This window comes from Kitasatospora sp. NPDC003701, assembly GCF_053587085.1.
Genome location: NZ_JBSFNM010000094.1, coordinates 1 through 23,633, shown reverse-complemented (window position 1 = coordinate 23,633; position 23,633 = coordinate 1). Strand labels below are relative to the sequence as shown.

Here is a 23,633-nt window from a genome sequence, read left to right as displayed (position 1 = left end):
TTTTGGCACGCTGTTGAGTTCTCAAGGAACGGACACTTCCTTCGGACCGCCTTCCAGCGGGCCCTCCGGGCGCTTCGTTCTTTCGTGTTTCCAGCTTATCAGATCCTCGCGGCCGTTCTTACCGGCGCTTGTTTCTCTGAATTCCCGCTGGGGGGTTTCCTTCGACTTCGCTCCGAAGCTTATCAAAGCTTTCGGTGTGCTCAGTTCCCGGGGGTTTACCTCGTCAAAGGGCGCGCACTTCGTGAAATGCGATCGCTCTTATTCGGCGGTGTCGTAGACACTAACGCCTCGGACCGGATGTTGTCCAACCAGTCCCAACCGTTGAAACCTACTAGCCCAGCCTTGCCACGTCAATGGTTTGACCGGGATGCGAGAAGAGTAGCAGGTCAGCGGCCTGTCGATCACATCGGCTCAGGCCGCGACCGGCTGAAGGTCCGCCCGATCGGCCGCATCCAGATCGCCGGTCTCGCCGCCCGCGGCGGCCTTCCGGCCCAGGACGAGGGCGTAGAGCAGGAATGCGACCTCGGCCAGCACGCCGATCGCGATGCGGGCCCAGGTCGGCAGGCCGGAGGGGGTCACGAAGGCCTCCAGAACACCGGAGACCGCCAGCACCGTCGCAAGGCCGATGCTCATGCCGATGATGCTCCGGCCCTGTTCGGCGAGGGCCGTTCCACGGGTCCGCGGACCGGGGTCGATGATCGTCCACCCCAGCCGCAGGCCCAGGCCGCCGGCCACGAAGACGGCGGTCAGTTCCAGCAGACCGTGCGGAATGAGCAGACCGAGGAAGACGTCGAGCCGGCCGGCCGAGGCCATCAGGCCGACCCCGAGGCCGAGGTTGAGGACGTTGCTCCACATCACGAAGAGAACGGGGAGGCCTAGCGCGATGCCGAACAGCAGGCACTGCACGGCGATCCAGGCGTTGTTCGTCCAGACCTGGGCCGCGAACGAGCTCGCGGGGCGGTCCGAGTAGTACGCCTCGTACTGGCCGCCGGGCCTGGTCATCTCGCGGAGCGTGTCCGGCGTGGCCAGGCTGTTGCGGACCTCCGGGTGGGTGGCCACCCACCACGCGATCACCGCGGTGGCGACCAGCGAGAGGACGGCGACCGGCAGCCACCAGCGGCGCGAGCGGTAGAGCGCGGCCGGGAAGCTCACCGCGTAGTAGCGGGCGACGTCCCGCCAGCCGCTGGTGCGGGTGCCCGTGACGGCGTCGCGGGCCCGGGAGACCAGGCTGGTGAGGCGGCCCTCCAGCGTGGGGTCGGGCGCGGCGGCCTGGACCTTGGCGAGGTGACCGGTGACGCGCTGGTAGAGGGTGACCAGCTCGTCCGCCTCCTCACCGCTGAGCCGACGGTTCTTGGCGAGGGCGTCCAGCCGTGCCCACTCCCCCTGGTGGGTGGCGACGAAGACGTCCAGGTCCATGCGGCAGCTCCATGGTCGGCGCGGGGCGCGCGGGCGGGCGGGTGCGGACAAGTGGGCCCAGCATGCCAGGGGGAGGCCGCGCGCGGGCCGCCGGGACCTCCCTTCCCGAGCGGGTCCGCGGCCCCGTATGTTGACGACTGCAGATCACGGGGTCGTGGGGGCCGATCCGACGGACGTCCCTCCCGCGGACCGCGGACCATGAACCACTGACGGGAACGGACGGGTGTCTTGAGCGACCTGGTGACGGGCGAGGCGGTCGTCCTCGGCCTGCGCGCGGCGAAGCTTCCGAGCCGGGCGCTGGCGACCGGGCTGGACCTGCTCGTGCAGGGCGCCGCGCTGGTGGTGACGTCCCTCGTGCTGAGCTTCGCCCTCGTCGACCTCGACGGCGCGGCCCTCGCCGCCATCATGCTCGGGCTCGTGGTGTTCTTCCTGGTGGCCCTGCCCGTCATGGTCGAGACCCTCACCCGCGGGCGCTCGCTCGGGAAGGCCGCGCTGGGCCTGCGGGTGGTGCGCAGCGACGGCGGGCCGGTGCGGTTCCGCCACTCGCTGGTGCGCGGGCTGGTCGGCTTCTTCGAGATCATCGTGCTGAGCGGTGTGCCGGCGGCGATCTGCTCGGCGGTGTCGGCGGACGGCAAGCGGCTGGGCGACGTCTTCGCGGGGACCCTGGTGGTCCGCGAGCGCGTGCCCGGGGGCGGCGGTGCGGCGAACGCGCTGCCGCCGGTGCACCCGCAGCTGCTGCAGACGATCGGCGGCGAGCTGGTCGCGCTGGACCTCTCCGCCGTGCCGGAGCCGCTCTGGTTGGCGATTCGCCAGCTGCTCGGCCGGATCGGCCAGCTGGACCAGGCGGTGGCGCACCAGATGTCCGCCCGGCTCGCCGACGACCTCGCCGCCCGCACCGGCCACGCCGTCCCGTACGGGCTGCACCCGGCGGCGTACCTCGGCGCGGTGCTGACCGAGCGCCAGCGACGGGAGTGGACCAGGGCCCAGGGGTACGGGCAGCAGTACCAGCCGCAGCCGCAGCCCCACCCCCAGGCCCAGCACCTCCAGACCCAGCCTCCGGTCCCGAGCACGCCGACCCCCGCACCGCCCGCCGCCGCACCGCAGGCACCGCCCGCGGCACCGCCGGCTCCGGCCCAGCCGGCCCCCGCCCCGCAGCCGGCTCCCGGCACCGGGTTCGCCCCGCCCGCCTGAACCGCCCGCCTGAACCGCCCGCCTGAGCCGCGCCACCTAAGCCCGCCCCGGCAGGCCCACCCCGGCACGCCCGCCCCGACGGGCCCGCCCCGCGCGCCCTACCGGCCGTCGAACTCCACCGGCCAGGCGTTCGGCGGCGACTCCAGCTCCTCCAGCTCCACCCCGGCGGCGGCCAGCACCACGTCCCCGGCCAGGTGCACCACCTGCTGCTCGCCCGTCTCCAGGTCCGCCACCTGGTAGCGCTCGACCAGCAGCGGCCCCGAGTCCGTCGCGTGCGTCTCCACCCCCTCCAGCAGCCAGCCCTGGTCGAAGGTGCGCGGCGCCAGCACCGGCTCGGTGAAGGCGACCAGCCGCACCTTGGCGCTCGCCCCCTCCCGCAGCCGCAGCAACCGGGCGGTGGCGACCAGGAAGGCCGGCGAGCGCCCGGCGAAGCCGTGCGCCCGGTCGTGGCCCTCCACCGCGTGCTCCCCGGCCGGGTCGGCCGCGTCGGTCCGCACCCAGGCCACCCCGTCGACCGCCCCGCCGCGGACCTGCCAGCCGCCCGCCCGCAGCTCCGCCCGCAGCGGCCGGGCCCGCGAGTCCAGCGTCAGGTCGACGGTGCCGAGCACCTGGCCCCCGGGTCCGTACGTCTTGGAGACGTACCGCCAGCCGGCCGGGCCCGGCGCGCAGCTGAACCGCTCCTCGCCGAGCAGGACGTGGTCGTGGGTGTCGTGGAGCGAGTACCGGCCATTGGGCATGCCCGAAAGCCTACGTGGACGATCACGGCCGTCCGGCATGCAACGTTCGGTCCGGGTGCCCGCATTAGGGGGGTGGACGGCGCCGATCGGCGCCGCCGGTACGAGGGAAGGGGGGCAGGGATGGCGAAGACGGCACGCGAGGAGGAGTTCACCGCGTACGTGGCCTCCAGGAGCAGCTGGTTGCGCAAGGTCGCCTACTTGCTGTGCGGGGACTGGCACCGGGCGGACGACCTGGTCCAGGAGAGCATCACCAAGCTCTACGTGAACTGGCCACGGGCCGGACGGGTCGAGAACCTCGACGGTTACGCCCGCAAGGTCCTGGTCAACACGTTCCTCGCCGAGCAGCGATCGCCCTGGTGGCGCCGGACGACGCGGCGCGGCATCGAGCCCGACACGGCGAGCGTGGGCATCGACCTCGACGCCTCGCTCGACCTGCGGAAGGCGCTGGCCGCCCTGCCGCCGCGGCAGCGGGCCACCGTGGTGCTGCGTTACTACTGCGATCTGACGATCGACCAGGCCGCCGAGGCGCTGGGCTGCTCGTCGGGCAACGTCAAGAGCCAGACCTCGCGCGGCCTGGAGGCGCTCCGCGCCACCCTCGTCGCCCGCCCCACCACCGCAGAGAGGACGTCATGACGAACAACGAGCACCAGAACCTCACGGGGCGGCTGAACTCGCTGGCCGACGAGCCCGCCCCGCCGTCCGCCGTCGACACCGGCTGGGCCGTCGTCCGCGGCCGGGTGCGGCTGCGCCGCCGGCGCCGGGCCGCGTTCGGTGCGGCGGCCGTGGTGACGGCGGCGGCCCTGACCGGTTCGCTGATGATCCGGCCGGCCGGCGAGGCCGCCACCCCCGGGGCGCCGACCACGCTCGTCGCCGCGAGCTCCGGCCAGGCCTCGTCCGCCCCGCGGGCGGGCACGGACCCGTTCTTCACCGAGGTGCGGTTCGGCTGGCTGCCGGACTGGGCGAAGGGGACCGGCGGCATCGGCTACGGCTACGCCGACGCGCTGGGGGCCGACCACACGTCCGCCAAGGTATGGACCAAGGGGCAGTCGACGGCGAACCTCTCGCTGTCGCTCGCCCCGGGCACGGCCGAGCCCCCGCACGTCGGTCAGCACACGGTGGCGGCCCCCGCGGTCGACGGGCGTCCGGCCCACTGGCTGGTCTCCGACAATCCGCTGCCGGTCGACCCGCTGACCCTGCGCTGGCAGACGGCCTCGGGCCGGTGGGCGCAGCTGGACGCCCATGAGCCGAAGGAGGCGAAGCCCGAGGAGATGATGCTGCGGGTGGCGGCCGAGGTCCGGTTCGGGCGGACGGACCTCCCGCTGCCGGTGCACCTGACGGGGCTGCCGGCCGCCTTCAAGGTGACGGCCGTGTCCTTGCTGCGCCCGTCGGCCGTCATCGACGAGCCGTGGCGGATCAGCCTGGTGCTCACCGCCGAGAAGCGGCAGGTCCAGCTCATGGTCCAGCCGGAGGGCGCCGAGCCCGCGATCGCCCCGCCGGGCACCGACCCGCGCGAGTGCGAGGTCGAGCGGGGCGTGCGGATCTGCGCGTCGACCGCCCCCGGGGCGAACCCGGCGTTGGAGGCGATCGGCGGGCTCCCCGGGCTGCTGTCGACGATCGGGGCCGTGGGCGCCGACGAGAGCACCTGGACGACCGACGTGCTCCGCTGACCGCGCCCGAACACGCCGGTGGCCGGCACCCCGTGCGGGGTGCCGGCCACCGGTGCGCGTCACCGCATCAGTAGCGGTACTGGTCCGCCTTGTACGGGCCCTCGACCGGGACGCCGATGTAGTCGGCCTGGTCCTTGGTCAGGGTGGTCAGCTTCACGCCCAGCGCGTCGAGGTGCAGGCGGGCGACCTTCTCGTCCAGGTGCTTCGGCAGCACGTAGACGCCGATCGGGTACTGCTCGGTCTTCGTGAACAGCTCGATCTGCGCGATCGTCTGGTTGGCGAAGGAGTTGGACATCACGAACGACGGGTGGCCGGTCGCGTTGCCCAGGTTCAGCAGGCGGCCCTCGGAGAGGACGATGATGGTGCGGCCGTCCTCCTTGCGCCACTCGTGGACCTGCGGCTTGACCTCGGTCTTCACGACACCCGGCAGCTGGGCCAGGCCGGCCATGTCGATCTCGTTGTCGAAGTGGCCGATGTTGCCGACGATGGCCTGGTGCTTCATCCGGGCCATGTGCGAGGCCATGATGATGTCCTTGTTGCCGGTCGTCGTGATGAAGATGTCGGCCGTCTCGACGACGTCGTCCAGGGTCGCGACCTGGTAGCCGTCCATCGCCGCCTGCAGCGCGCAGATCGGGTCGATCTCGGTGACGATGACGCGGGCGCCCTGGCCGCGCAGCGACTCGGCGCAGCCCTTGCCCACGTCGCCGTAGCCGGCGACGACGGCGACCTTGCCGCCGATCAGCACGTCGGTGGCACGGTTGATGCCGTCGATCAGCGAGTGGCGGCAGCCGTACTTGTTGTCGAACTTCGACTTGGTGACCGAGTCGTTGACGTTGATCGCCGGGAACAGCAGGTTGCCGTCGCGGTGCATCTCGTACAGGCGGTGGACACCGGTGGTGGTCTCCTCGGTCACGCCCTTGATGGTGGCGGCGACCTCGGTCCACTTGTTCGGGGTCTCGACCAGGGTGCGGTTGAGCAGCTCCAGGATGATCCGGAACTCGTCGTTGTCCGCGGTCGACGGGTCCGGCGCGGCGCCGGCCTTCTCGAACTCGACGCCCTTGTGGATCAGCAGGGTGGCGTCGCCGCCGTCGTCCAGGATCATGTTCGGGGTCTGGCCGTTCGGCCAGGTCAGCGCCTGCTCGGTGCACCACCAGTACTCGTCCAGCGTCTCGCCCTTCCAGGCGAAGACCGGGACGCCCTGCGGGTTCTCCGGGGTGCCCTCCGGGCCGACCGCGATGGCGGCGGCGGCGTGGTCCTGGGTGGAGAAGATGTTGCAGGAGCACCAGCGGACCTCGGCACCGAGGGCGGTGAGGGTCTCGATCAGCACGGCGGTCTGCACGGTCATGTGCAGCGAGCCGGTGATCCGCGCACCGGCCAGGGGCTGCGACTCGGCGTACTCGGCACGGATGGACATCAGGCCGGGCATCTCGTGCTCGGCCAGCTGGATCTCCTTGCGCCCGAACGGCGCCAGGGAAAGGTCGGCGACCTTGAAGTCACCGGTGATGTCGGTCGACATGCGTCTGCTCCTCGCTGATGGGGGGTGGGGCAATGGCCAAGGTCCTGAGGTGTGCGTCGCGGCACGGCGGAGGCCGCACGGGTGCGCGGCAACGCCGGGGCCACCGGACCCCGCGGGGGCCGGTTCCCTGCTGCTCAGCACAAACCGTCGGAGGACCTCTCTCCCTCGACCGGCGCACGCCCCACAGGGGACGGACCACCGATCGACCGCCATCAGCAGCGACGTTCTGGCTCTGGGGACGAATCTACACCGGCGGCCCCGGCGGGCGGCTCGGTATGACCGTTTTTCGGCCTGCGGCCGCCGGATCCGACGGCCCCGTACGGGTGAGCCCCCGAACGGGTGGGCCGTCGAGGCGGCGCGCGCCCGGGAAGGCGGGCGCTCAGTGCGCGGCCGGCGCCGGTCCGCCGGGCGTGGCGTACGGGTCGTCGCCCTGCGCTTCCTTCTCGGCGCTGTACACGTCGGGCTCCAGGTAGATGGCGCGGGCGATCGGGACGGCCTGGCGGACGCGGACCTCGGCGGCGTCGATGGCCTGCGCCACCTGCGCGGCGGTGTCCTCCGCGTTGACCGCGATCTTGGCGGCGACCAGCAGCTCCTCCGGGCCGAGGTGCAGGGTCCGCATGTGGATCACCCGGGTGACGGAGTCGTGGTCGACCAGGGCGTCGCGGATCTGCGCCACCACCTCCGGGTGGGCGGACTCGCCGATCAGCAGCGACCTGGTCTCCAGCACCAGCACGATCGCGATGGCGATCAGCAGCACGCCGATCGCCAGGGTGCCGGCGCCGTCCCAGACGCCGTTCCCGGTGATCGCGGTCAGGCCGACGCCGAACAGCGCCAGCACCAGTCCGATCAGCGCACCGGTGTCCTCCAGCAGGACGACCGGCAGCTCCGGTGCCTTGGCCCGGCGGATGTAGGCGGGCCAGCCGTGCCCGCCCTTGTCCTTGACGGCCTCGCCGTAGGCGGTGTGGAAGGACCAGGCCTCCAGCCCGATCGCCAGGACCAGCACGCCGATCGGCCAGTACCAGTTGTCCAGCTCGTGCGGGTGGGCGATCTTCTCGTAGCCCTCGTAGAGCGCGAACATGCCGCCGACGCTGAACAGCACGATGGAGACCAGGAAGGCGTAGATGTAGCGCTCGCGCCCGTAGCCGAACGGGTGCTCGGGGGTGGCCAGCCGCTGCGAGCGCTTGCCGCCGACCAGCAGCAGCACCTGGTTGCCGGAGTCGGCCAGCGAGTGGACGCCCTCGGCCAGCATCGAGGAGGAGCCGGAGAACGCGAAGGCCACGAACTTGCCCGCCGCGATGCCCAGGTTCGCGGCCAGGGCCGCGACCAGGGCCTTGGTACCGCCTTCGGTGCTCATGCTCGGGTGGATCCCTCCGCCTGGGGCCGTTCACGCGGCCCGCGCTCTGCTCTGTCGAGTTCCGTCTCGGTCGAGCCTCCGTCGAGCGCATACGGTACCGGGCCGCCGCGCCGCGGCTCAGGACTGCGCCGCGAGCCCCAGGTAGACGGCGGCGAAGTCGGTCAGCGCGATCAGGTCGGCCAGTGCGTGCAGCGGGTCGGGCCGGGTGCTGGCGTACTCGGTGAGCCGGACGTCGTGGGCGGCGGCCAGCCGGTGCGCCCGGGTGACCGGGTAGCCGCGCGGGCGCTCGTCGTCGGCGGGCACCTCGGCCGGGCCCGGGTCGTCCTCGCCGGCGGGCGTCCCGCCCGGGAGGTGGCGCAGCACCAGCACCTGGAGGTGCAGCGGGTCCGGCTCGTCGACCCGGTCGCGGAAGAAGTCGTCGGGGTCGGCGCCCCCGCCGAGCTGGCCGGCGAACATGCCGCGGTGCGCGGTCAGCACCTGCGGCAGCAGCCCGGCCGGCGCCGGCCGGCCGGCCCGCTCGGCGAGCTGGGCGGCGAACCGGGCGGCGGCCGCCCCGGCCACCGGTCCCTCGGCCCAGAGCAGCGGCACGGTGCCGGCCAGCCGGGCGGCCAGGCTCTTGGCGGGGTTGGTGTAGGCGGCGGCGTCCGGCCGGCAGCGCACGGCGGCCGCGTCCAGCAGGTCGGCGGTGGTGACCGGCGCGTCGTACGGGAGCTGGGTGACGCCGAGCTTCTGGGCCAGCGCGAGCAGCGGGGCGAGGTGGGCCCAGAGCGCGGCCGGGTCCTCGGCCGGGAGGTCCGGCTCGGCGGCCGGCCCGGCCGGCGGCGTGCCGTCGTCGGGCAGGTTCGAGGGCACGTAGGGCAGGGGCAGCGCGCGCACCTGGAGGGCGGCCTCGGCCAGCCGGCTGCCGGTGGGGGCGGTGACGACGATGGCGCAGCCGCGCGCGTACGCCTGTTCGGCGAGGGCGATCAGGCCCTGCTCGCCGCCGTCGGCGGAGCTGATCACCAGCAGGTCGAGCGGCCCGGCCCAGCCGGGGAGCTGCCAGGCCAGCCCGGCGGCGAAGACCGGCGGCGGGGTGGACCGGTCGGTGCGCGGCACGGGCACCGCGTCGGTGGGCGGCAGCGGCGCGATCAGGCTGGCGGTGCCGGCCAGGGCGGCGAGGATCTCGCCCGCCGTCAGCGCGCTGCCGTGGCCGGCCACCAGCACCGCGCGGGGGCGGCCGTCGGGGCGCAGCCGGTCCAGGCCGGCCGCGTCGGCCAGCCGCAGTGCGGTGCGCACGCGCGCGCCGGCGCCGGCCAGGGCCAGCAGGGCGCGGTCGTGGTCGGCGCGCTGGAGGGCGGCCGGGTCGTCGAGCAGGGTGTCGTCGAGCATGCGGCGGGCCTCCGGCTGCTGGCTGGGCGCTGCGGGCTGCGGGGGCGGGGCCGGCTGTGGGTCCGCGCCCCTGCGGGTCTTGGCCCCAAGGATCAGGCCGGGCGGCGGGCCTCGTCCACCAGCAGGACCGGAATGCCGTCGCGGACGGGGTAGGCGAGGCCGCACCCCTCACCGGTGCAGAGCAGCTCGGGGTGCTCCTCGCTGCCGCCTTCGGCGAGCGCGGCCCGGCACTGCGGGCAGACCAGGATCTCCAGCAGGAAGGATTCGAGCTTCATGGGGTGTCGGGCTCCAGATCTCGGGGGTGGCACGGCGGTGCCCCGGCCAGGAGGAAACCCTACCGGCCGGGGCACAGGCGGCGTGCGTCAGGCGCGTGCGTCAGGCGCGTGCCTCGGGACGCCCGCCGGGGGCGTACGTCCGGTGGGCGTCAGCCGCGGACGATGGCGAGCACGCCGTCGCGCAGCTCGGCCATCCGCGCCGGGTCCTTGGCCTCGACGTTGAGGCGCAGCAGCGGCTCGGTGTTGGAGGCGCGCAGGTTGAACCACCAGTCGGGCCCGGCCACGGTGAGGCCGTCCAGCTCGTCCACGGTGGTGCCCTCCAGGCCCGCGTACGCGGCGCGGACGGCGGCGGAGCGGTCGGCCTGGTCGGCGACGGTGCTGTTGATCTCGCCGGAGGCGGCGTAGCGGTCGTACTCGGCGGTGAGCGCGGAGAGCGTGCCGTCCTGCCCGCCGAGGGCGGCCAGCACGTGCAGCGCGGCCAGCATGCCGGTGTCGGCGCGCCAGAAGTCGCGGAAGTAGTAGTGCGCGGAGTGCTCGCCGCCGAAGACCGCGTCGGTGACGGCCATCTCCTGCTTGATGAAGGAGTGGCCGACCCGGGTGCGGACCGGCTTGGCGCCGAGCTCCCGGACCACCTCGGGGACGGTCCAGGAGGTGATCAGGTTGTGGATGACGGTCGGCTCGTCCTCACCGGCGGCCTTGGCCCGGGCGATCTCGCGGGCCGCGACCAGGGCGGTGATGGCGGACGGCGAGACCGGCTCGCCGCGCTCGTCGACGACGAAGCAGCGGTCGGCGTCGCCGTCGAAGGCGAGGCCGAGGTCGGCGCCGACCTCGCGGACCCTGGCCTGCAGGTCGACGATGTTCTTCGGGTCGAGCGGGTTGGCCTCGTGGTTGGGGAAGGTGCCGTCCAGCTCGAAGTACATCGGGACGAGCTCGATCGGCAGGCCGTCGAAGACGGTCGGCACGGTGTGGCCGCCCATCCCGTTGCCGGCGTCGACGGCGACCTTGAGCGGGCGGATCGCGGTCAGGTCGACCAGGCCGAGCAGGTGGTCGGCGTAGCCGCGCAGGGTGTCCTGGGCGGACAGCGCGCCGGGCTCGACGTCCCGGACGGGCACGGTGACGGTGTCGTCCTCGCCGGTCCAGGACTCGACCAGCTCGCGGATGTCGGCGAGGCCGGTGTCCTGGCCGACCGGGGCGGCGCCGGCCCGGCAGAGCTTGATGCCGTTGTACTGCGCCGGGTTGTGGCTGGCGGTGAACATCGCGCCGGGCAGGTCGAGCCGGCCGCTGGCGTAGTACAGCTGGTCGGTCGAGCAGAGACCGATCTCGACCACGTCGGCGCCGTACGCGGCGGCACCCTCGGCGAAGGCCCGGCTCAGCGACGGGGAGGACGGCCGCATGTCGTGGCCGACCACGATCGCGGACGCCTCGGTGACCTGCACGAACGCGGCGCCGAAGGCGCGCGCGAGGCTCTCGTCCCACTGGTCCGGGACGACGCCTCGAACGTCGTACGCCTTCACGAGCTGCTTGAGGTCGCGCACTGCGGCTCCACCCTGGTCTCTGTCTGATCGATGTGCTTCCGGGGGGCGGCTGGCCACCCCCCGGGTCACGATACGTCGGGGCACCGCGCCGTTGGGCAGGCGGTAGACGGGCAGCGTACCGGGGTCGGGCGAACGCCTCGTGCCCGGTGCGGGCGGGGCCGACCGTCAGTTGTCGGGCGAGCGCAGCACGCGGAGGTGGCCGCGGCGGCCCGCCTCGGTGGACTCGCCCTCGGGGCCGCGGCCCTGACGGGGGGTCTGCGGGCGGGCGGCCTCGCGGACGGCGTTGGCGAGCGCTTCGAGGTCGTCGCTGCTGCGGCGCAGCGGGCCGGCCTCGGCGGCGAGCCGGACGACCTCCCAGCCGCGCGGGGCGGTGAGGCGCTCGGCGTGCTCGGCACACAGGTCGTAGCAGTGCGGCTCGGCGTAGGTCGCGAGCGGGCCGAGGACGGCGGTGGAGTCCGCGTAGACGTACGTCAGCGTCGCGACGGCCGGTCGGCCGCACGCGGTCCGCGAACAACGACGTACAGAGCTCACGAGGGTGGACGGTACCGCACTCCTCGCCGGGGAGCGAAGACCGCCTGTCCGAAGGGCGTGCCGTGTCGCGGTCCGCGCGCCTCGAACACCCCCCTCGCCGCGCTCGGCGCATCGCGCACCTTCTGCCGGCCCGCTCGCTCCGCCCGCTCGTGCGCGCGCCCGCCGCCCCGGGTGATTCGGTGTCGGGGTGGTCCACTTCCGACCGTCCAAGGACTACCCTCGGCAGTGATATGGACAGCTCTGCACCGCAGTCATCGACGGGACCTTCGCGCCGCCCGCGCCACCGCGACCGGCACGGCAGGGGTCTGCGCGGCCCGCTGGCGCCTCCGCAGGTGCCGATCTCGCTCACCCGCTCCGAGTTGTTCGACGACTACGTGCGCGAGTCGGTGGAGCGTCTTGAACGGCGTTGGCCGCAGTTGATCGAAGTGGAGTTCGCCGTCCAGGAGGTCCCGCTGCGCGAGGCGCAGGGCGCGGACTCGGACGGCGGGGTGCCGCTGGGGCAGGTGTCGCCGGGCCGGCAGGGGCGCAAGAGCCAGATCGTCGTGTACCGCCGGCCGGTGGAGATCCGGGCGAAGTCGCGGGAGGACCGCGCGGCCCTGGTGCACGAGATCCTGATCGAGCAGGTGGCGGAGCTGCTGGGGCTGTCGCCGGACGCCATCGACCCGCGCTACGACGAGGAGTGACGCCACGGCGAAGGGGCGGTACCCGGTCATCCCCGGGTACCGCCCCTTCGCCGTGCCGTCACGGTGTCAGCGGAGCACGACCTCCGGGTCCTGCGCGGCCCGCGGGACCTTGACGCTGCTGCGGTCGTCGCGCAGCGCCTGGACGGTGAACATCGGCACGTCCTTGCTCGTGATCGCCAGCATCCGGGCGGCCACCACGGGACCGCCGGAGACGGTCTCCACGGTCAGCGCGAAGGCGCCGTTCAGCCCGGCGGGCTCGGGGGCCGGGATGGCGACGGTGCCGCCGGCCGGCAGCTGGACGTCCTTGGTCACCGGGGTGCCGCCGCCGCTGCCCGCCGAGGCGGTGACCTTGACCGTGGCGGCCTCGCCGGTGGAGGTGAGGAAGAGCGTGGACTGGCCCCCGCCGCGGTTGTCCGCCACGGTGGCGCGGGCGCCGACCGGGACGGCACCGGACAGCCACGCCGCGTCGGACTTGCCGTTCGGGCCGGCGCGGTCGACCCGCAGGCCGACCACCACCGGGGTGGGGTGCTTGTCGTCGCTGGGCGAGAGCCGCAGACCGGCCACCTCGTCGCGGGTGACCTTGCCGAGGTCGACGGCGGCCACCATGCCGGCCTTGACGTGGATGGACTCGTTGCCCGCCGGGACGAACCAGCCGTTCTTGCCGGAGAGCTCGATCTTCAGGTCGGCGTCGTCCTCCGGCGGGGCCAGGACCACCAGGCGGGCGCTCGCGGTGTCCGCGGGCAGGCCGGGGAGCACCTGGGTGGGCGCCGGATCGGCCGAGGCGGGCACCCAGTCGGCGCCCTTGGCGCCGTCGGCGGCGTGCAGGGCGGCGCCGACCCGGCCGGACCGGGCGACGACGTGCACGGCGAGGTCGGCGACCTGGCCCTTGCTGATGGTGGGCAGCAGGACGGACTGCGAGCTGCCGGGGGCGACGGTGATGCCGTTGGCGGCGTCGTTGTCGATCGCGCCCTTGTCGCCGTACAGCTTGATGTCGACCACGGCGGCGGTGGCCTCGGTGTTGACCAGGCTGACGTAGTCGGTGCGGTCGCCCGCGGTGCTGGCGCCGGCGAACCAGAAGCTCGTACCGGCCGGGGTGCAGGTGATGCCGGAGAGGCCCAGACCGCGCTGTTCGGTGACGGTGGTGGTCTGGGTGACGGTGAATCCGGGGGCGAGGGCTCCGGTGGCGACGGCCCCGGTGCCGGGGGCGTTGTCGCTGTTGGCGGCGGGGGCGACCACGGGGGTGCCGGGCTTGGCCAGGTTCAGCCGGGCGTCGGCGGGCGCGCCGCCCTTGTCGGCGGCGGGCGCCCCCGAGGCGGCGGGGGCCGGGGCCGAGGCGGCGGGGGCGGGAGCCGAGGGGGCCGCGGTCGGCGCGGTGGCGGGAGCCGCCGCGTCGGCCACCCAGCCGGCCCCGCCGGCGGCGTCGCCACCGGTACCGGCACCGGGCGGGGTGTAGGCGGTGATGCTGGTCGAGCCGGTCAGGCCCTGGATCGGCTGCGGGCAGACCGCGGCGGTCCGTTCGACCTGCGCCGAGGTCGCCGCCGCACCGCCCTGGTCCGCGCCGGCCGGGGTGGCCGGCGGGCGCAGTTCGGCGACCCCGAACACCACCGCGAGCACCGCGGCCGCGGCCAGCAGCGACTGGGTGGTCTTCGTCCCTCCGGACGACCCGGACAACCCGGACGACCCGGACGACCCGGACGACCCGGACGACCCGGCGGGGCCGGCCGGGGCGAACGCGGCCTCGTCCGGCGCGGCGGCGCCGGCCCGGCCCTTGGACTTCTTCGAGAAGGCGGGCTTCTTCATCGCGGGTCAGCTCCCCGATCCGTGGTGGTGCGGGTACCGGCCCGGCCCGTTGGGGTTGTTGGGATCGTTCGGGTCGTAGTAGGGCTCGCCCTGCGGCTGCCCCGGCACCCACGGCTGCTGCCCGTCCTGCTGGTAGGGGTCGTAGCCGTACTGCTGGTCCTGCTGGTACTGCTCGTAGCCCGGCTGGCCGCCCTGCGGGTAGGCCTGCTGCTGGTACCCGTCGGAGCCGTACTCCTGGCCGCCGTACGGCGCGGCGGCCGGCTGCTGGGCCGGGTAGGAGCCGTAGCTGTACGGGTCGGCCTGCTGGTAGGACTGGTACGGGTCGGCGTACGGCTCGGCGTCCTGGACGGCCGCGGCCGCCTGGACCGCCTCGACCGGCTGCTCGCCGGCGGGCTGCTGCGGGATCGCGCCCGGGCGGCCCTCGTACACGCCGCCGTCGCCGTCCCCGCCGTCCTCGCCGCCCTCGCCGCGTTCCGCCATCCGGCGGGCCCGGCGGCTGCCGGGGGCGGGCGCCTGCGCCTGGGCGGCGGCGGCCAGCGCGGCGGCGGCGACCACCTCCTCGGGCAGGTCGTCGTCCTTGTGGCTGCGGCGGCCGGGCAGGGCCAGCACCAGGACGGTCAGACCGAGCAGCAGCTGGGCCCAGATCCAGCCGGTGTGCAGCAGGCCGCCCTCCCGGGTGACCTCCAGCTTGCCGGCGCCGGCCGGGAGCTTGAAGCCCTGCGCCCAGCCGTCGACGGTGGTGGCCTCCAGCGCGGTGCCGTCCAGGGTGGCCTTCCACTCGGGGGAGGCCGCCTCGGCGAGGCGCAGCACCCGGCCCGCGGGGCCGGCCGGGACGGTGGTCGCGAGGTCGCGCTCGCCGGACGGGACCACCACGGGGGTGGTGCCGGGGGCGGTGATCAGGGCGCGGGTCGCGGGGGTGCCGCTGACCTGCCAGAGCGCGGCGCCGCCGTCCTGGTTGGCCTTGACCAGGCCGGGGGTGGTGTCCAGGACGTCCTTGAAGGCGCCGATCAGCGGCCGGTCGACCAGCACGTAGGCGATGCCGTAGCCGGACAGGGCCGCGGCCTGGTCGGCGCCGGAGCCCGCCAGCAGGCTGCCGACCATCCGGTCCAGGCCGTCGGTGGTCCCGGTGGCCGGGTCCACGGTGGACTCGGCCTGCCCGAGCGTCAGACCGGCGCCGCGCACGAGGGTGTAGCGGACCGATCCGCCCTTCGGGTCGCCGGTGACGACCAGGGTGCGGGAGCGGTCGGTGGTACCGGCCTCCTCGGCGATGAAGGCGGGCACCTGGGCCGCCGGGGCCCGGTGCAGCGGGCCGTCGGCGCCGGTGACGGCCCACCAGAGGCCGGTGCCCAGCGGGGCGAGCACCGCGGCGGCCACCACCAGGGCGGCGACCGGCTGGCGCCAGCCGAAGGCGATGCCGGCGACGCGGGCGTTGGCGCCGTCGGCGCCGATCGCGGCGGCGGCCAGCAGGGCGATGCCGGCGAGCAGGGAGGCCGGACCGGCCCACGCGGGAACGGCCGGGCCGCCGGAGGCGGGGGTCACCGAGGTGCCCGCCACCGCGACCGCGAAGACCAGGCCGGCGCCGGCGGCGCCCCAGGCGGCGAGCACCGCACGGCGGCGGTCGGCGCGCAGCAGGGCGGCCAGCGCGGCGAGCACCACGCCCGCCGACAGCCAGACCGGCGGCACTCCGGCGCCGCCCGGGTTGACCAGGAGCAGTCCGAACCCGCTCGCGCCGCCGCCGTGCAGACCGGGCAGACCGGCCTCCAGCAGCAGCCGCTGGGGGTGCGAGAGCACCTGCAGCGACCAGGGGGCGAGCACCAGCACGGGGGCGGCGAGGATCACCAGCACGCGCAGCCCGAGCAGGCGCAGCGCGGTGCCGCCGGAGCCGAACGCCCCGCCGCGCACCACGGCCGCGGCGAGCATCGCCAGGCAGAGCGGTACCGCCAGCGCCCACGCCAGCGGGACGAAGGCGGTGGCGAGGGTGAGCAGCAGGACCGTCATCCAGACCGGGCGCCAGCCGGGCCGGGCGCCCTTGGCCGCGCTCTCGGCGCGGATGCCGAGGCCGGCGGAGATCGCGGCCGCGCGGGCCAGCGGCGGCAGCAGGACGGCGAGGACGGCGGTGCCGATCCGGCCCTGGGCGAGCGCGCCGGTGGCCGCGGGCAGCAGGGCGTAGGTGGCGCTCGCCCAGGCCCGGACCAGCTTGGAGTCGAGCAGCGGCCGGGAGACCAGGTAGGCGCTGACGGCGGCGAGCGGCACCGCGAGGACGACCAGCAGGGTGACCGCGAGGTCGGCGTGGTCGAACAGCATCCAGGAGAACACCGACAGCACCGCGAGGTACGGCGGCGCGGCCGCGGTGGAGCCGGTACCGACGGGGTGCCAGGCGTCCGCGTACATCGACCAGAGGCCGCCGGCGCCGCCGGTGGCGGGCAGCAGGGCGCCGCCGAAGAGGTCGCCGCCGCCGAGCAGGTCGCGGCAGGCGACCAGGGCGAAGACCAGCAGGGCGGCGAACAGGACCGGCGCCGGGCGCCGGGCCAGCTTCTTGAGCAGCGTGAACTGCTCGACGACCAGGTCCTCGGAGTCCTCGTCGCCCGGGCCGGCCTCGACCGAGCCGTGCCGGCCGGCCCCGGAGTCGTCGCCGCCCCCTATGCCGAGCGAGCCGATCACGCCTTCGACGGCGAGCCGGGCGGTGGCGCCGGGTGCCGGGAAGAGCGTGCGGTCGTCCAGGGCGTCGGCGGCGCGCAGCCGGGCCCGGCGTTTGCGGGCGGCCAGCAGCCGGGGCAGCCGGATCAGCTCGTGGCCGAGGCCGGCGAGTTCGTCGAAGGCCTGCTTCGGGTCCTTGCCGAGCAGGTTGGTGACCACCCGCAGCAGGGTGCCGAGCACCAGCCGCAGCAGGACGTAGGGGAAGAGCACGCCCTTGGAGTTGGCGAGCAGGGTGTAGACGGCGCCGGCCTTGTCCAGCCGGTGCGGGTGGGAGGGGCCGCAGTCGATCGCGCGGCGCTCGCGGCTGGCCGCCTCGGCGTGCCGCAGCACGGCGTCGGGGGCGACCACGACGCGGTGGCCGGCGGCGTTGACCCGCCAGCAGAAGTCGGTGTCGTCGCGCATCAGCGGCAGCGCCCGGTCGAAGCCGCCGAGTTCCTCGAAGACGTCGCGGCGCACCAGCATCCCGGCGGTGGAGACGGCCAGCACCGGGCGGACCTGGTCGTGCTGGCCCTGGTCCTGCTCGCGGCGGTCGAGGCCGGTCCAGCGGCGGCCGGAGCGGGCGATGCTGACGCCCACCTCCAGCAGCTGGCGGCGGTCGTACCAGCTGCGCAGCTTGGGGCCGACGACGGCGGCGCTGGGGGTGGAGTCGGCGACCTGGAGGAGGCGGCGCAGCGCGTCGGTCTGCGGCTCGCAGTCGTCGTGCAGCAGCCAGAGCCACTCGACCGGCTGGGTCTCGCGGGGGCCGCCGCGGCCGAGGTCGTCCTCGTGGCCGAGCGGGTCGCCGAAGTCGTCCCAGCCGCCGGTGACCGGGTCGTAGCCGGAGGGGTCGAGCCGGTAGGGGAGGTCCTCGGGGCGCAGCGGCGGGCTGTTGAAGACCGCCTCGCCGACGGCGGTGCCGAAGCCGGCCCGGCGGCCGAGCACGATCGGGCCGCTCTCCGGGAGCCAGTCGCCGAGGGTGTCGGCGAGCAGCTGCGGGGAGTTGTCGGTCGAGCCGGTGTCGACGGCGAGCACCCGCTGGACCTGGCGGTCCTGGCCGAGCAGGCCGGCGAGGGCCTGCGGCAGCCAGCGGGCCCCGTCGTGCGAGACGATCACGGCGGTGACCAGGTGGCGCGGATAGGCGGGCGGCCTGGCAGCGGTGAAGCCGCTCTGGTGGCTGTAGACGGTCATCGAGTGCGCGGGCCCCAGTTCTCGGTGGACACAGCCGGTGAACGGCAACCGGATGGCGCACCACACTAACGGCTCCGGATGGCGCCGCCGTCCGCGGGCCGTGGAGAGGCTGTGCGCACCGGGCGGCGCAAGGGCCCGGGAACACGAAAGCGCCCCACCGTCGCGGTGAGGCGCCCGTCGAGCTGTGCGGTTGTCGAAGGGTCAGCAGGGTCAGGGGCCGACCCGGTCAGACCGCGCTCTTCTTGAGCCGACGGCGCTCGCGCTCGGAGAGACCGCCCCAGATACCGAACCGCTCGTCGTTGGCGAGCGCGTACTCCAGGCACTCGGAGCGGACCTCGCAGGCGAGGCAGACCTTCTTGGCCTCGCGGGTGGAGCCGCCCTTCTCGGGGAAGAAGGACTCCGGGTCGGTCTGGGCGCACAGCGCGCGCTCCTGCCAACCGAGTTCCTCTTCCTCCTCCTCGATGCCGTCACCGATCAACAGCTCAAAGAGCTCGCTCATGTGGCGCGCCTCCTCTGCCCCTATTTGGCGTCCCCGTGGTTGCCGTTGCCTCGTGCGGCTGACGACACGAGTGAAATTACAGTTGCGTCACTCTGGCCCAGTCAAGCCGAGCTCTGGTATTGGGGCCAGGATTCACTCCCCGGCACCAAGCCGTTACGAATAGTGTACATATCCGGACACATCGGACTAACAGCCCGGATCCCGTCGAACCCTTCACAACCAGCCACCGTGTGACGTGCAGTCATCGTCACAGGTCGGTCATCGGCCTGCCTTCCCGGCGATCTTCCCATCGAAACATAGAGGGTGATTTATCACCCCATTGGGTAGTTCATGGCCTATCCAGCCCGATTGCCCCGGCTCCAGAGTTGACACCGCCCTGCCGGATGCGGTCTCCTTTCCCTCATGTCAGAGTTCGCCAGCCCCCGGAGCGGTTCCGCGCTCCGCCGTGCCGTGAACTCTTGTTGTTGCCTCTGTTCCTGTATCTAGGCGCCCGCAGTCCCGCCGCGCGCCGCCCAGGAAGCACAGAGGCCGCCCGCGATTCCCGCCCCAGGACATCCCGGATCCGGCTGATCCCTGTCGAACCAGCCGTACTCCGAGGACGACATCCCGTGCGCATGAACCGCATCCGCAAGCGGAACCGCGACCGCAACAAGCTCGCCCGCCGTGGCCTCACGCCCACCGCCCCTCCCCCGGCGCCCGCCCGCCCCGCCCACCGCTGGGCCGACGGCCTGAGCGACGTCTCCATCGCCGGCGACCCGCTGGCCTTCCCGCACCTCGCCCGCACCGACCTGCCCGACCACCCCACCACCGTCGCCGGCTACGCCCGACTGGTCCGCGAGATCGCCGCCGACCGCGCCCGCTGGGAGCCGCTGGTCCGCTACGACGCGCTCACCCGCTGGTACGCCCGGCTGGAGACCGGCCCCGGCTACGAGGTCTGGCTGCTCAGCTGGCTGCCCGGCCAGAGCAGCGGCTTCCACGACCACGGCGTCTCCTCCGGGGTGATGACCGTCGTCCAGGGCGAGCTGATCGAGCGCTCCCTCACGCACACGGGTGAGGGGGCCCGCACGCTGCGCCCCGGCGGGCACCGGGTGTTCTCCTCCGGCTACCTGCACGAGGTGGTCAACGGCGCGCTGGAGCCCGCCGTCTCCATCCACCTCTACACGCCGGGCCTGACCGAGATGAACCAGTACGGCGGCGCCGGCGTCCCCGAGCAGCACCCGCAGGAGCAGGCCGAAGCCCACTGAGGACGGGCGCCGGGCGGCCCGCGAAGCGGGCTGACGGCCAGTCGGGCCGTGGCAGGATGGGCGCATGCGCATCGTGGCACTGGCAGGCGGAATCGGCGGAGCGCGCTTCCTGCGCGGACTCAAGGAGGCCCTCGGCCCGCAGGACGAGATCACCGTCATCGGCAACACCGGCGACGACATCCACCTCTACGGCCTGAAGGTCTGCCCCGACCTCGACACGGTGATGTACACCCTCGGCGGCGGCATCCACGAGGAGCAGGGCTGGGGCCGCACGGACGAGACCTGGTCGATCAAGGCCGAGATGAAGGAGTACGGCGTCGGACCCGAGTGGTTCGGGCTCGGCGACCGCGACTTCGCCACCCACCTCGTCCGCAGCCAGATGCTCACCGCCGGGTACTCCCTCAGCCAGGTCACCGAGGCGCTCTGCGTGCGCTGGCAGCCGGGCGTGCGGCTGCTGCCGATGAGTGACGACCGGGTCGAGACGCACGTGCGGATCACGGACGGGGAGGGCACCCGGGCGATCCACTTCCAGGAGTACTGGGTCAGGCTGCACGCCGCCGTCGACGCCGAGGCGATCGTCGCGGTCGGCGCGGACACCGCCAAGCCCGCGCCCGGCGTGCTGGAGGCCATCGCGGCCGCCGACGTCATCCTGTTCCCGCCGTCCAACCCGGTGGTCTCGATCGGCACCATCCTCGCCGTGCCCGGCATCCGGGCCGCGGTGGCCGCCGCCCCGGCGCCGGTGGTCGGGCTCTCCCCGATCATCGGCGGGGCGCCGGTGCGCGGCATGGCCGACAAGGTGCTGGCCGCCGTCGGCGTCGAGGCGACGGCGGAGGCCGTCGCCCTGGACTACGGCGCCGACCTCCTGGACGGCTGGCTGGTGGACACCGCCGACGAGGCCTCGGTCGCCGCGGTCGAGGCCGGCGGGATCGCCTGCCGGGCGGTGCCGCTGCTGATGACGGACGTCGCCGCCACCGCCGAGATGGCCCGGGCCGCGCTGGCGCTCGCCGAGCTGGTGCGGGCGTGACCCTGCACATCCTGCCCGTCACGGGCCTGCCGGAGATCGACGCCGACGCCGACCTCGCCGAGCTGATCGCCAAGGCCGCGACCTACCAGGACGGCGACGTCCTGGTCGTCACCTCGAAGATCGTCAGCAAGGCGGAGGGGCGGGTGCTGCGGGCCGCCGACCGCGAGGCCGCGATCGACGCCGAGACCGTCCGGGTGATCGCCCGGCGCGGCCCGATCCGGATCGTCGAGAACCGCAACGGCCTGGTGATGGCCGCCGCCGGGGTGGACGCCTCCAACACCGCCGCCGGCACCGTGCTGCTGCTGCCCGAGGACCCGGACGCCTCCGCCCGCGCGCTGCGGGCCCGCCTCCAGCAGCTCACCGGGCTGCGGCTGGCCGTCGTCGTCACCGACACCTTCGGCCGGCCCTGGCGCAACGGCCTGACCGATGTCGCGATCGGCGCCGCCGGACTGCCCGTCCTGGAGGACCACCGGGGCCGCACGGACAGCCACGGCAACGAGCTGGCGATGACCGTCACCGCCACCGCCGACGAACTCGCCGCCGCCGCCGACCTGGTCAAGGGCAAGGCCACCGGCACCCCGGTCGCGGTGGTCCGGGGCCTCGGCCACCTGGTCACCGCCGAGGACGGCGAGGGCGCCCGGCCGCTGGTGCGCGCCGCCGCCGACGACATGTTCCGGCTCGGCACCTCCGAGGCGCTCCGGCAGGCCGTCACCCTGCGGCGCACCATCCGCGCGTTCACCCCCGAACCGGTGGACCCGGGCGCCGTCCGCCGCGCCGTCGACGCCGCCGTCACCGCGCCCGCCCCGCACCACACCACGCCCTGGCGGTTCGTCCTGCTGGAGTCGGCCGAGGTCCGCACCCGGCTGCTGGACGCGATGCTCGCCGCCTGGCAGCGCGACCTGCGCGAGCTCGACGGCTGGGACGACGCGCTGATCGCCCGGCGCACCGCCCGCGGCGACGTCCTGCGCGACGCGCCCTACCTGGTCGTCCCCTGCCTGGTGATGGACGGCTCGCACGACTACCCCGACGCGCGCCGCGCCGCCGCCGAGCGCGAGATGTTCACCGTCGCCATCGGCGCCGCCGTGCAGAACCTGCTGGTCACCCTGGCCGGCGAGGGCTACGGCACGGCCTGGGTGTCCTCCACGATGTTCTGCCGCGACACCGTGCGCGCGGTGCTCGACCTGCCGGCCGGCTGGGACCCGATGGGCGCCGTCGCGGTCGGCCGCCCGGCCGAACCGCCCCGCGAACGGCCTGCCCGCAGCGCGGCCGCCTTCGTCGAGGTGCGGTAGGGGTCAGGTAGGGGTCAGGTGACCAGGTCGTCCGGCAGCAGCCGGAAGGACTCGTGGTCGGTCACCGCCCCCGGTGGTCGTTGGGGGCCAGCCGGGGGCCGTAGCGCGGGGCGCGGGCGCCGGCGGCGAGCAGCAGGCGGCAGAGGCGGTACCGGTGCGGGCGGTAGGGCTCCAGGAGAGCCAGCATCTGCGCGTCGTCGCTGCGGGGCCGGCCGGCCAGGGCCCAGCCGACCAGGTTGGGGAGGTGGTAGTCGCCGACCGAGACCGCGTCCGGGTCGCCGTTGCTGCGCTGCAGGGTCTCGGCGGCCGTCCAGACGCCGATCCCGGGGACGGCGGTGAGGCGGGCGAAGGCGTCGGCGTGGTCCATCGCCGAGGCCTCCTCCAGCCGGGCGGCCAGCCGGACGGCGCGCACCACGGTGGCGGAGCGCTTCGGGTCCACGCCCGCGCGGTGCCACTCCCAGCTGGGGACCAGCGCCCACTCGCGGGCCGACGGCGCCACCCGCATGCCCTCGGCCGGGCCGGGCGCCGGGGTGCCGAAGTCGCGCAGCAGGGTCCGCCAGGCGCGGTACGCCTCGTCGGTGGTGACCTTCTGCTCCAGGATCGCGGGCACCAGCGACTCCAGCACCAGCCCGGTCCGGGCGAGCCGGACGCCGGCCGCCTGCCGCTGGGCCTCCCGCAGCGGGCCGGGCGGCAGCACCAGACCGGCCGGGTCGTCCTCGGCGCCGAGCAGCGCGGGCAGCCGCTCCAGCAGCCAGCCCGCCCCCGGGCCCCAGGCCCGGCCCTCGACCTCGCCGTCGGCCGGGCGGACGGACACCCGCAGCGTGCCGACGCCGGCCGGAGTGCGGGAGGCCCGCCAGACGGCGCCGTCGCCGGTGGTCCGGTAGGCCGGGTCGGCCGGGCCGCGCCGCAGCGGCAGCAGGGTGCGGGCCACGTCGAGCGGGAACCCCGGGCGCCAGCGGCGCACCCGCGCACCGGTCGCAGCCTCGTCCGTCACCGCCGTGCGCCTCCTCCGCTGTCCGGCTCCACCGCCTTCGCCGACCATGGGGATATGAACGATACGCGGCAGCCGGAGCTGTCCTCCGCCGACGAGGGCGCGGTGCGGGCGCTCTACCACCGGGCGCTGGACGGCTGGAACCTGCAGGACGGTGCGGCGTGCGCCGGGCCGTTCGCCGAGGACGGGGAGATGATCGGATTCGACGGGACCAGGTACGTCGGGCGGTCGGTGATCGCCGCCGAACTGGGGCGGATCTTCGCGGACCACGCCACCCCCGAGTACGTCGCCAGGGTGCGGCGGGTCCGGGCGCTCGGACCGGGGGTGGTCGAGCTGGACGCCGTGGCGGGCCTGGTGCCGGACGACGCCGAGGACCTCGACCCGGGGCTCAACGCGCTGCAGACGGTGATCGCCGTCAACGCGGGCGCCGGCTGGCGGATCGCGCTGCTGCAGAACACCCCGGCCCGGTACGACCTGCGCCCGGACCTCGCGCGGGCGCTGACCGCGGAGCTGCGGGCGCTGATCCCCCGGGGCCCCGGACCGGTCTAGGGCCGGTCTTCAAACTCCCGTCGTCCGCCCGGAGGGCGGGCGGTGCGGCGTTGGGGTGCGTGCATCGCAAGGCGGAGGATGGAGCCACTGCGGTGGGGGC

At 74.6% G+C, this 23,633-nt stretch carries 20 protein-coding genes; 8 read left to right on the top strand and 12 right to left on the bottom strand.

Features of this window, described 5'->3' with window-relative positions; all coding sequences use genetic code 11:
• Nucleotides 1-411 precede the first annotated feature (411 nt).
• A complete protein-coding gene (locus tag ACWDRR_RS41765) occupies nt 412-1,416 on the bottom strand; it encodes a stage II sporulation protein M (RefSeq protein ID WP_449777549.1) in 1,005 nt (334 codons plus the stop codon).
• A gap of 228 nt (nt 1,417-1,644) precedes the next feature.
• On the opposite strand from ACWDRR_RS41765, the gene ACWDRR_RS41760 reads away from it, so the two are divergent.
• Nucleotides 1,645-2,607, top strand: a complete 963-nt coding sequence (locus ACWDRR_RS41760; protein ID WP_449777548.1) for an RDD family protein — start codon at nt 1,645-1,647, stop codon at nt 2,605-2,607.
• Between the two features lie 98 nt (nt 2,608-2,705).
• On the opposite strand, the gene ACWDRR_RS41755 is transcribed toward ACWDRR_RS41760, so the two are convergent.
• Complete coding sequence (locus ACWDRR_RS41755) at nt 2,706-3,344, bottom strand: hypothetical protein (RefSeq protein WP_449777547.1); 639 nt, start codon at nt 3,342-3,344, stop codon at nt 2,706-2,708.
• A 120-nt stretch (nt 3,345-3,464) separates the two neighbouring features.
• Between ACWDRR_RS41755 and ACWDRR_RS41750 the strand changes: the two genes are divergently transcribed.
• Together ACWDRR_RS41750 and ACWDRR_RS41745 are read left to right on the top strand one after the other, a co-directional pair.
• Nucleotides 3,465-3,977: a SigE family RNA polymerase sigma factor gene (locus ACWDRR_RS41750; protein WP_449777546.1), complete on the top strand. Its 513-nt coding sequence runs from the start codon at nt 3,465-3,467 to the stop codon at nt 3,975-3,977.
• Entirely contained in the window at nt 3,974-5,011 is a 1,038-nt protein-coding gene (locus ACWDRR_RS41745; protein WP_449777545.1) for a hypothetical protein, read from the top strand. Before ACWDRR_RS41750 ends, ACWDRR_RS41745 begins: the two co-directional genes overlap by 4 nt.
• A gap of 67 nt (nt 5,012-5,078) precedes the next feature.
• Here ACWDRR_RS41745 and ahcY read toward each other — a convergent pair whose 3' ends face one another.
• From ahcY to ACWDRR_RS41715, 6 genes are all read right to left on the bottom strand, one after another.
• Entirely contained in the window at nt 5,079-6,527 is a 1,449-nt protein-coding gene (ahcY, locus tag ACWDRR_RS41740; protein ID WP_449777544.1) for an adenosylhomocysteinase, read from the bottom strand.
• Nucleotides 6,528-6,906: 379 nt separating this feature from the next.
• The gene (locus tag ACWDRR_RS41735; RefSeq protein WP_449777543.1) at nt 6,907-7,881 is read right to left on the bottom strand and encodes a cation diffusion facilitator family transporter; all 975 of its coding nucleotides are present in this window, start codon (nt 7,879-7,881) and stop codon (nt 6,907-6,909) included.
• 117 nt (nt 7,882-7,998) lie between these two features.
• Nucleotides 7,999-9,249, bottom strand: a complete 1,251-nt coding sequence (locus tag ACWDRR_RS41730) for an SIS domain-containing protein (RefSeq protein WP_449777542.1) — start codon at nt 9,247-9,249, stop codon at nt 7,999-8,001.
• A gap of 92 nt (nt 9,250-9,341) precedes the next feature.
• Complete coding sequence (locus tag ACWDRR_RS41725; RefSeq protein WP_449777541.1) at nt 9,342-9,524, bottom strand: Trm112 family protein; 183 nt, start codon at nt 9,522-9,524, stop codon at nt 9,342-9,344.
• A gap of 149 nt (nt 9,525-9,673) precedes the next feature.
• A complete protein-coding gene (locus ACWDRR_RS41720) occupies nt 9,674-11,059 on the bottom strand; it encodes a phosphomannomutase/phosphoglucomutase (protein ID WP_449777540.1) in 1,386 nt (461 codons plus the stop codon).
• Between the two features lie 165 nt (nt 11,060-11,224).
• The gene (locus ACWDRR_RS41715; RefSeq protein WP_360192635.1) at nt 11,225-11,590 is read right to left on the bottom strand and encodes a DUF3499 domain-containing protein; all 366 of its coding nucleotides are present in this window, start codon (nt 11,588-11,590) and stop codon (nt 11,225-11,227) included.
• A 230-nt stretch (nt 11,591-11,820) separates the two neighbouring features.
• Between ACWDRR_RS41715 and ACWDRR_RS41710 the strand changes: the two genes are divergently transcribed.
• Nucleotides 11,821-12,273: a metallopeptidase family protein gene (locus ACWDRR_RS41710; RefSeq protein ID WP_449777539.1), complete on the top strand. Its 453-nt coding sequence runs from the start codon at nt 11,821-11,823 to the stop codon at nt 12,271-12,273.
• Nucleotides 12,274-12,339: 66 nt separating this feature from the next.
• On the opposite strand, the gene ACWDRR_RS41705 is transcribed toward ACWDRR_RS41710, so the two are convergent.
• The 3 genes from ACWDRR_RS41705 to ACWDRR_RS41695 all read right to left on the bottom strand — a co-directional run bounded on the left by ACWDRR_RS41705 (nt 12,340) and on the right by ACWDRR_RS41695 (nt 18,436).
• Nucleotides 12,340-14,073, bottom strand: coding sequence for a DUF5719 family protein (locus ACWDRR_RS41705; protein ID WP_449777538.1), 1,734 nt, complete (start codon nt 14,071-14,073; stop codon nt 12,340-12,342).
• Between the two features lie 6 nt (nt 14,074-14,079).
• The gene (locus ACWDRR_RS41700) at nt 14,080-17,937 is read right to left on the bottom strand and encodes a glycosyltransferase family 2 protein (protein ID WP_449777537.1); all 3,858 of its coding nucleotides are present in this window, start codon (nt 17,935-17,937) and stop codon (nt 14,080-14,082) included.
• A 226-nt stretch (nt 17,938-18,163) separates the two neighbouring features.
• Nucleotides 18,164-18,436: a WhiB family transcriptional regulator gene (locus ACWDRR_RS41695; protein WP_148644569.1), complete on the bottom strand. Its 273-nt coding sequence runs from the start codon at nt 18,434-18,436 to the stop codon at nt 18,164-18,166.
• Nucleotides 18,437-19,050: 614 nt separating this feature from the next.
• Here ACWDRR_RS41695 and ACWDRR_RS41690 point away from each other — a divergent pair.
• The 3 genes from ACWDRR_RS41690 to ACWDRR_RS41680 all read left to right on the top strand — a co-directional run bounded on the left by ACWDRR_RS41690 (nt 19,051) and on the right by ACWDRR_RS41680 (nt 21,993).
• The gene (locus ACWDRR_RS41690) at nt 19,051-19,680 is read left to right on the top strand and encodes a cysteine dioxygenase (protein ID WP_449777550.1); all 630 of its coding nucleotides are present in this window, start codon (nt 19,051-19,053) and stop codon (nt 19,678-19,680) included.
• 64 nt (nt 19,681-19,744) lie between these two features.
• On the top strand, nt 19,745-20,704 hold the full coding sequence (cofD, locus tag ACWDRR_RS41685) for a 2-phospho-L-lactate transferase (protein ID WP_449777536.1): 960 nt from the start codon (nt 19,745-19,747) through the stop codon (nt 20,702-20,704).
• Nucleotides 20,701-21,993: a coenzyme F420-0:L-glutamate ligase gene (locus tag ACWDRR_RS41680; RefSeq protein WP_449777535.1), complete on the top strand. Its 1,293-nt coding sequence runs from the start codon at nt 20,701-20,703 to the stop codon at nt 21,991-21,993. Before cofD ends, ACWDRR_RS41680 begins: the two co-directional genes overlap by 4 nt.
• Before the next feature lie 61 nt (nt 21,994-22,054).
• Here ACWDRR_RS41680 and ACWDRR_RS41675 read toward each other — a convergent pair whose 3' ends face one another.
• Nucleotides 22,055-23,035, bottom strand: a complete 981-nt coding sequence (locus ACWDRR_RS41675; protein ID WP_449777534.1) for a DNA-3-methyladenine glycosylase family protein — start codon at nt 23,033-23,035, stop codon at nt 22,055-22,057.
• A 6-nt stretch (nt 23,036-23,041) separates the two neighbouring features.
• On the opposite strand from ACWDRR_RS41675, the gene ACWDRR_RS41670 reads away from it, so the two are divergent.
• The gene (locus ACWDRR_RS41670) at nt 23,042-23,533 is read left to right on the top strand and encodes an SgcJ/EcaC family oxidoreductase (RefSeq protein ID WP_449777533.1); all 492 of its coding nucleotides are present in this window, start codon (nt 23,042-23,044) and stop codon (nt 23,531-23,533) included.
• Nucleotides 23,534-23,633: the final 100 nt, after the last annotated feature.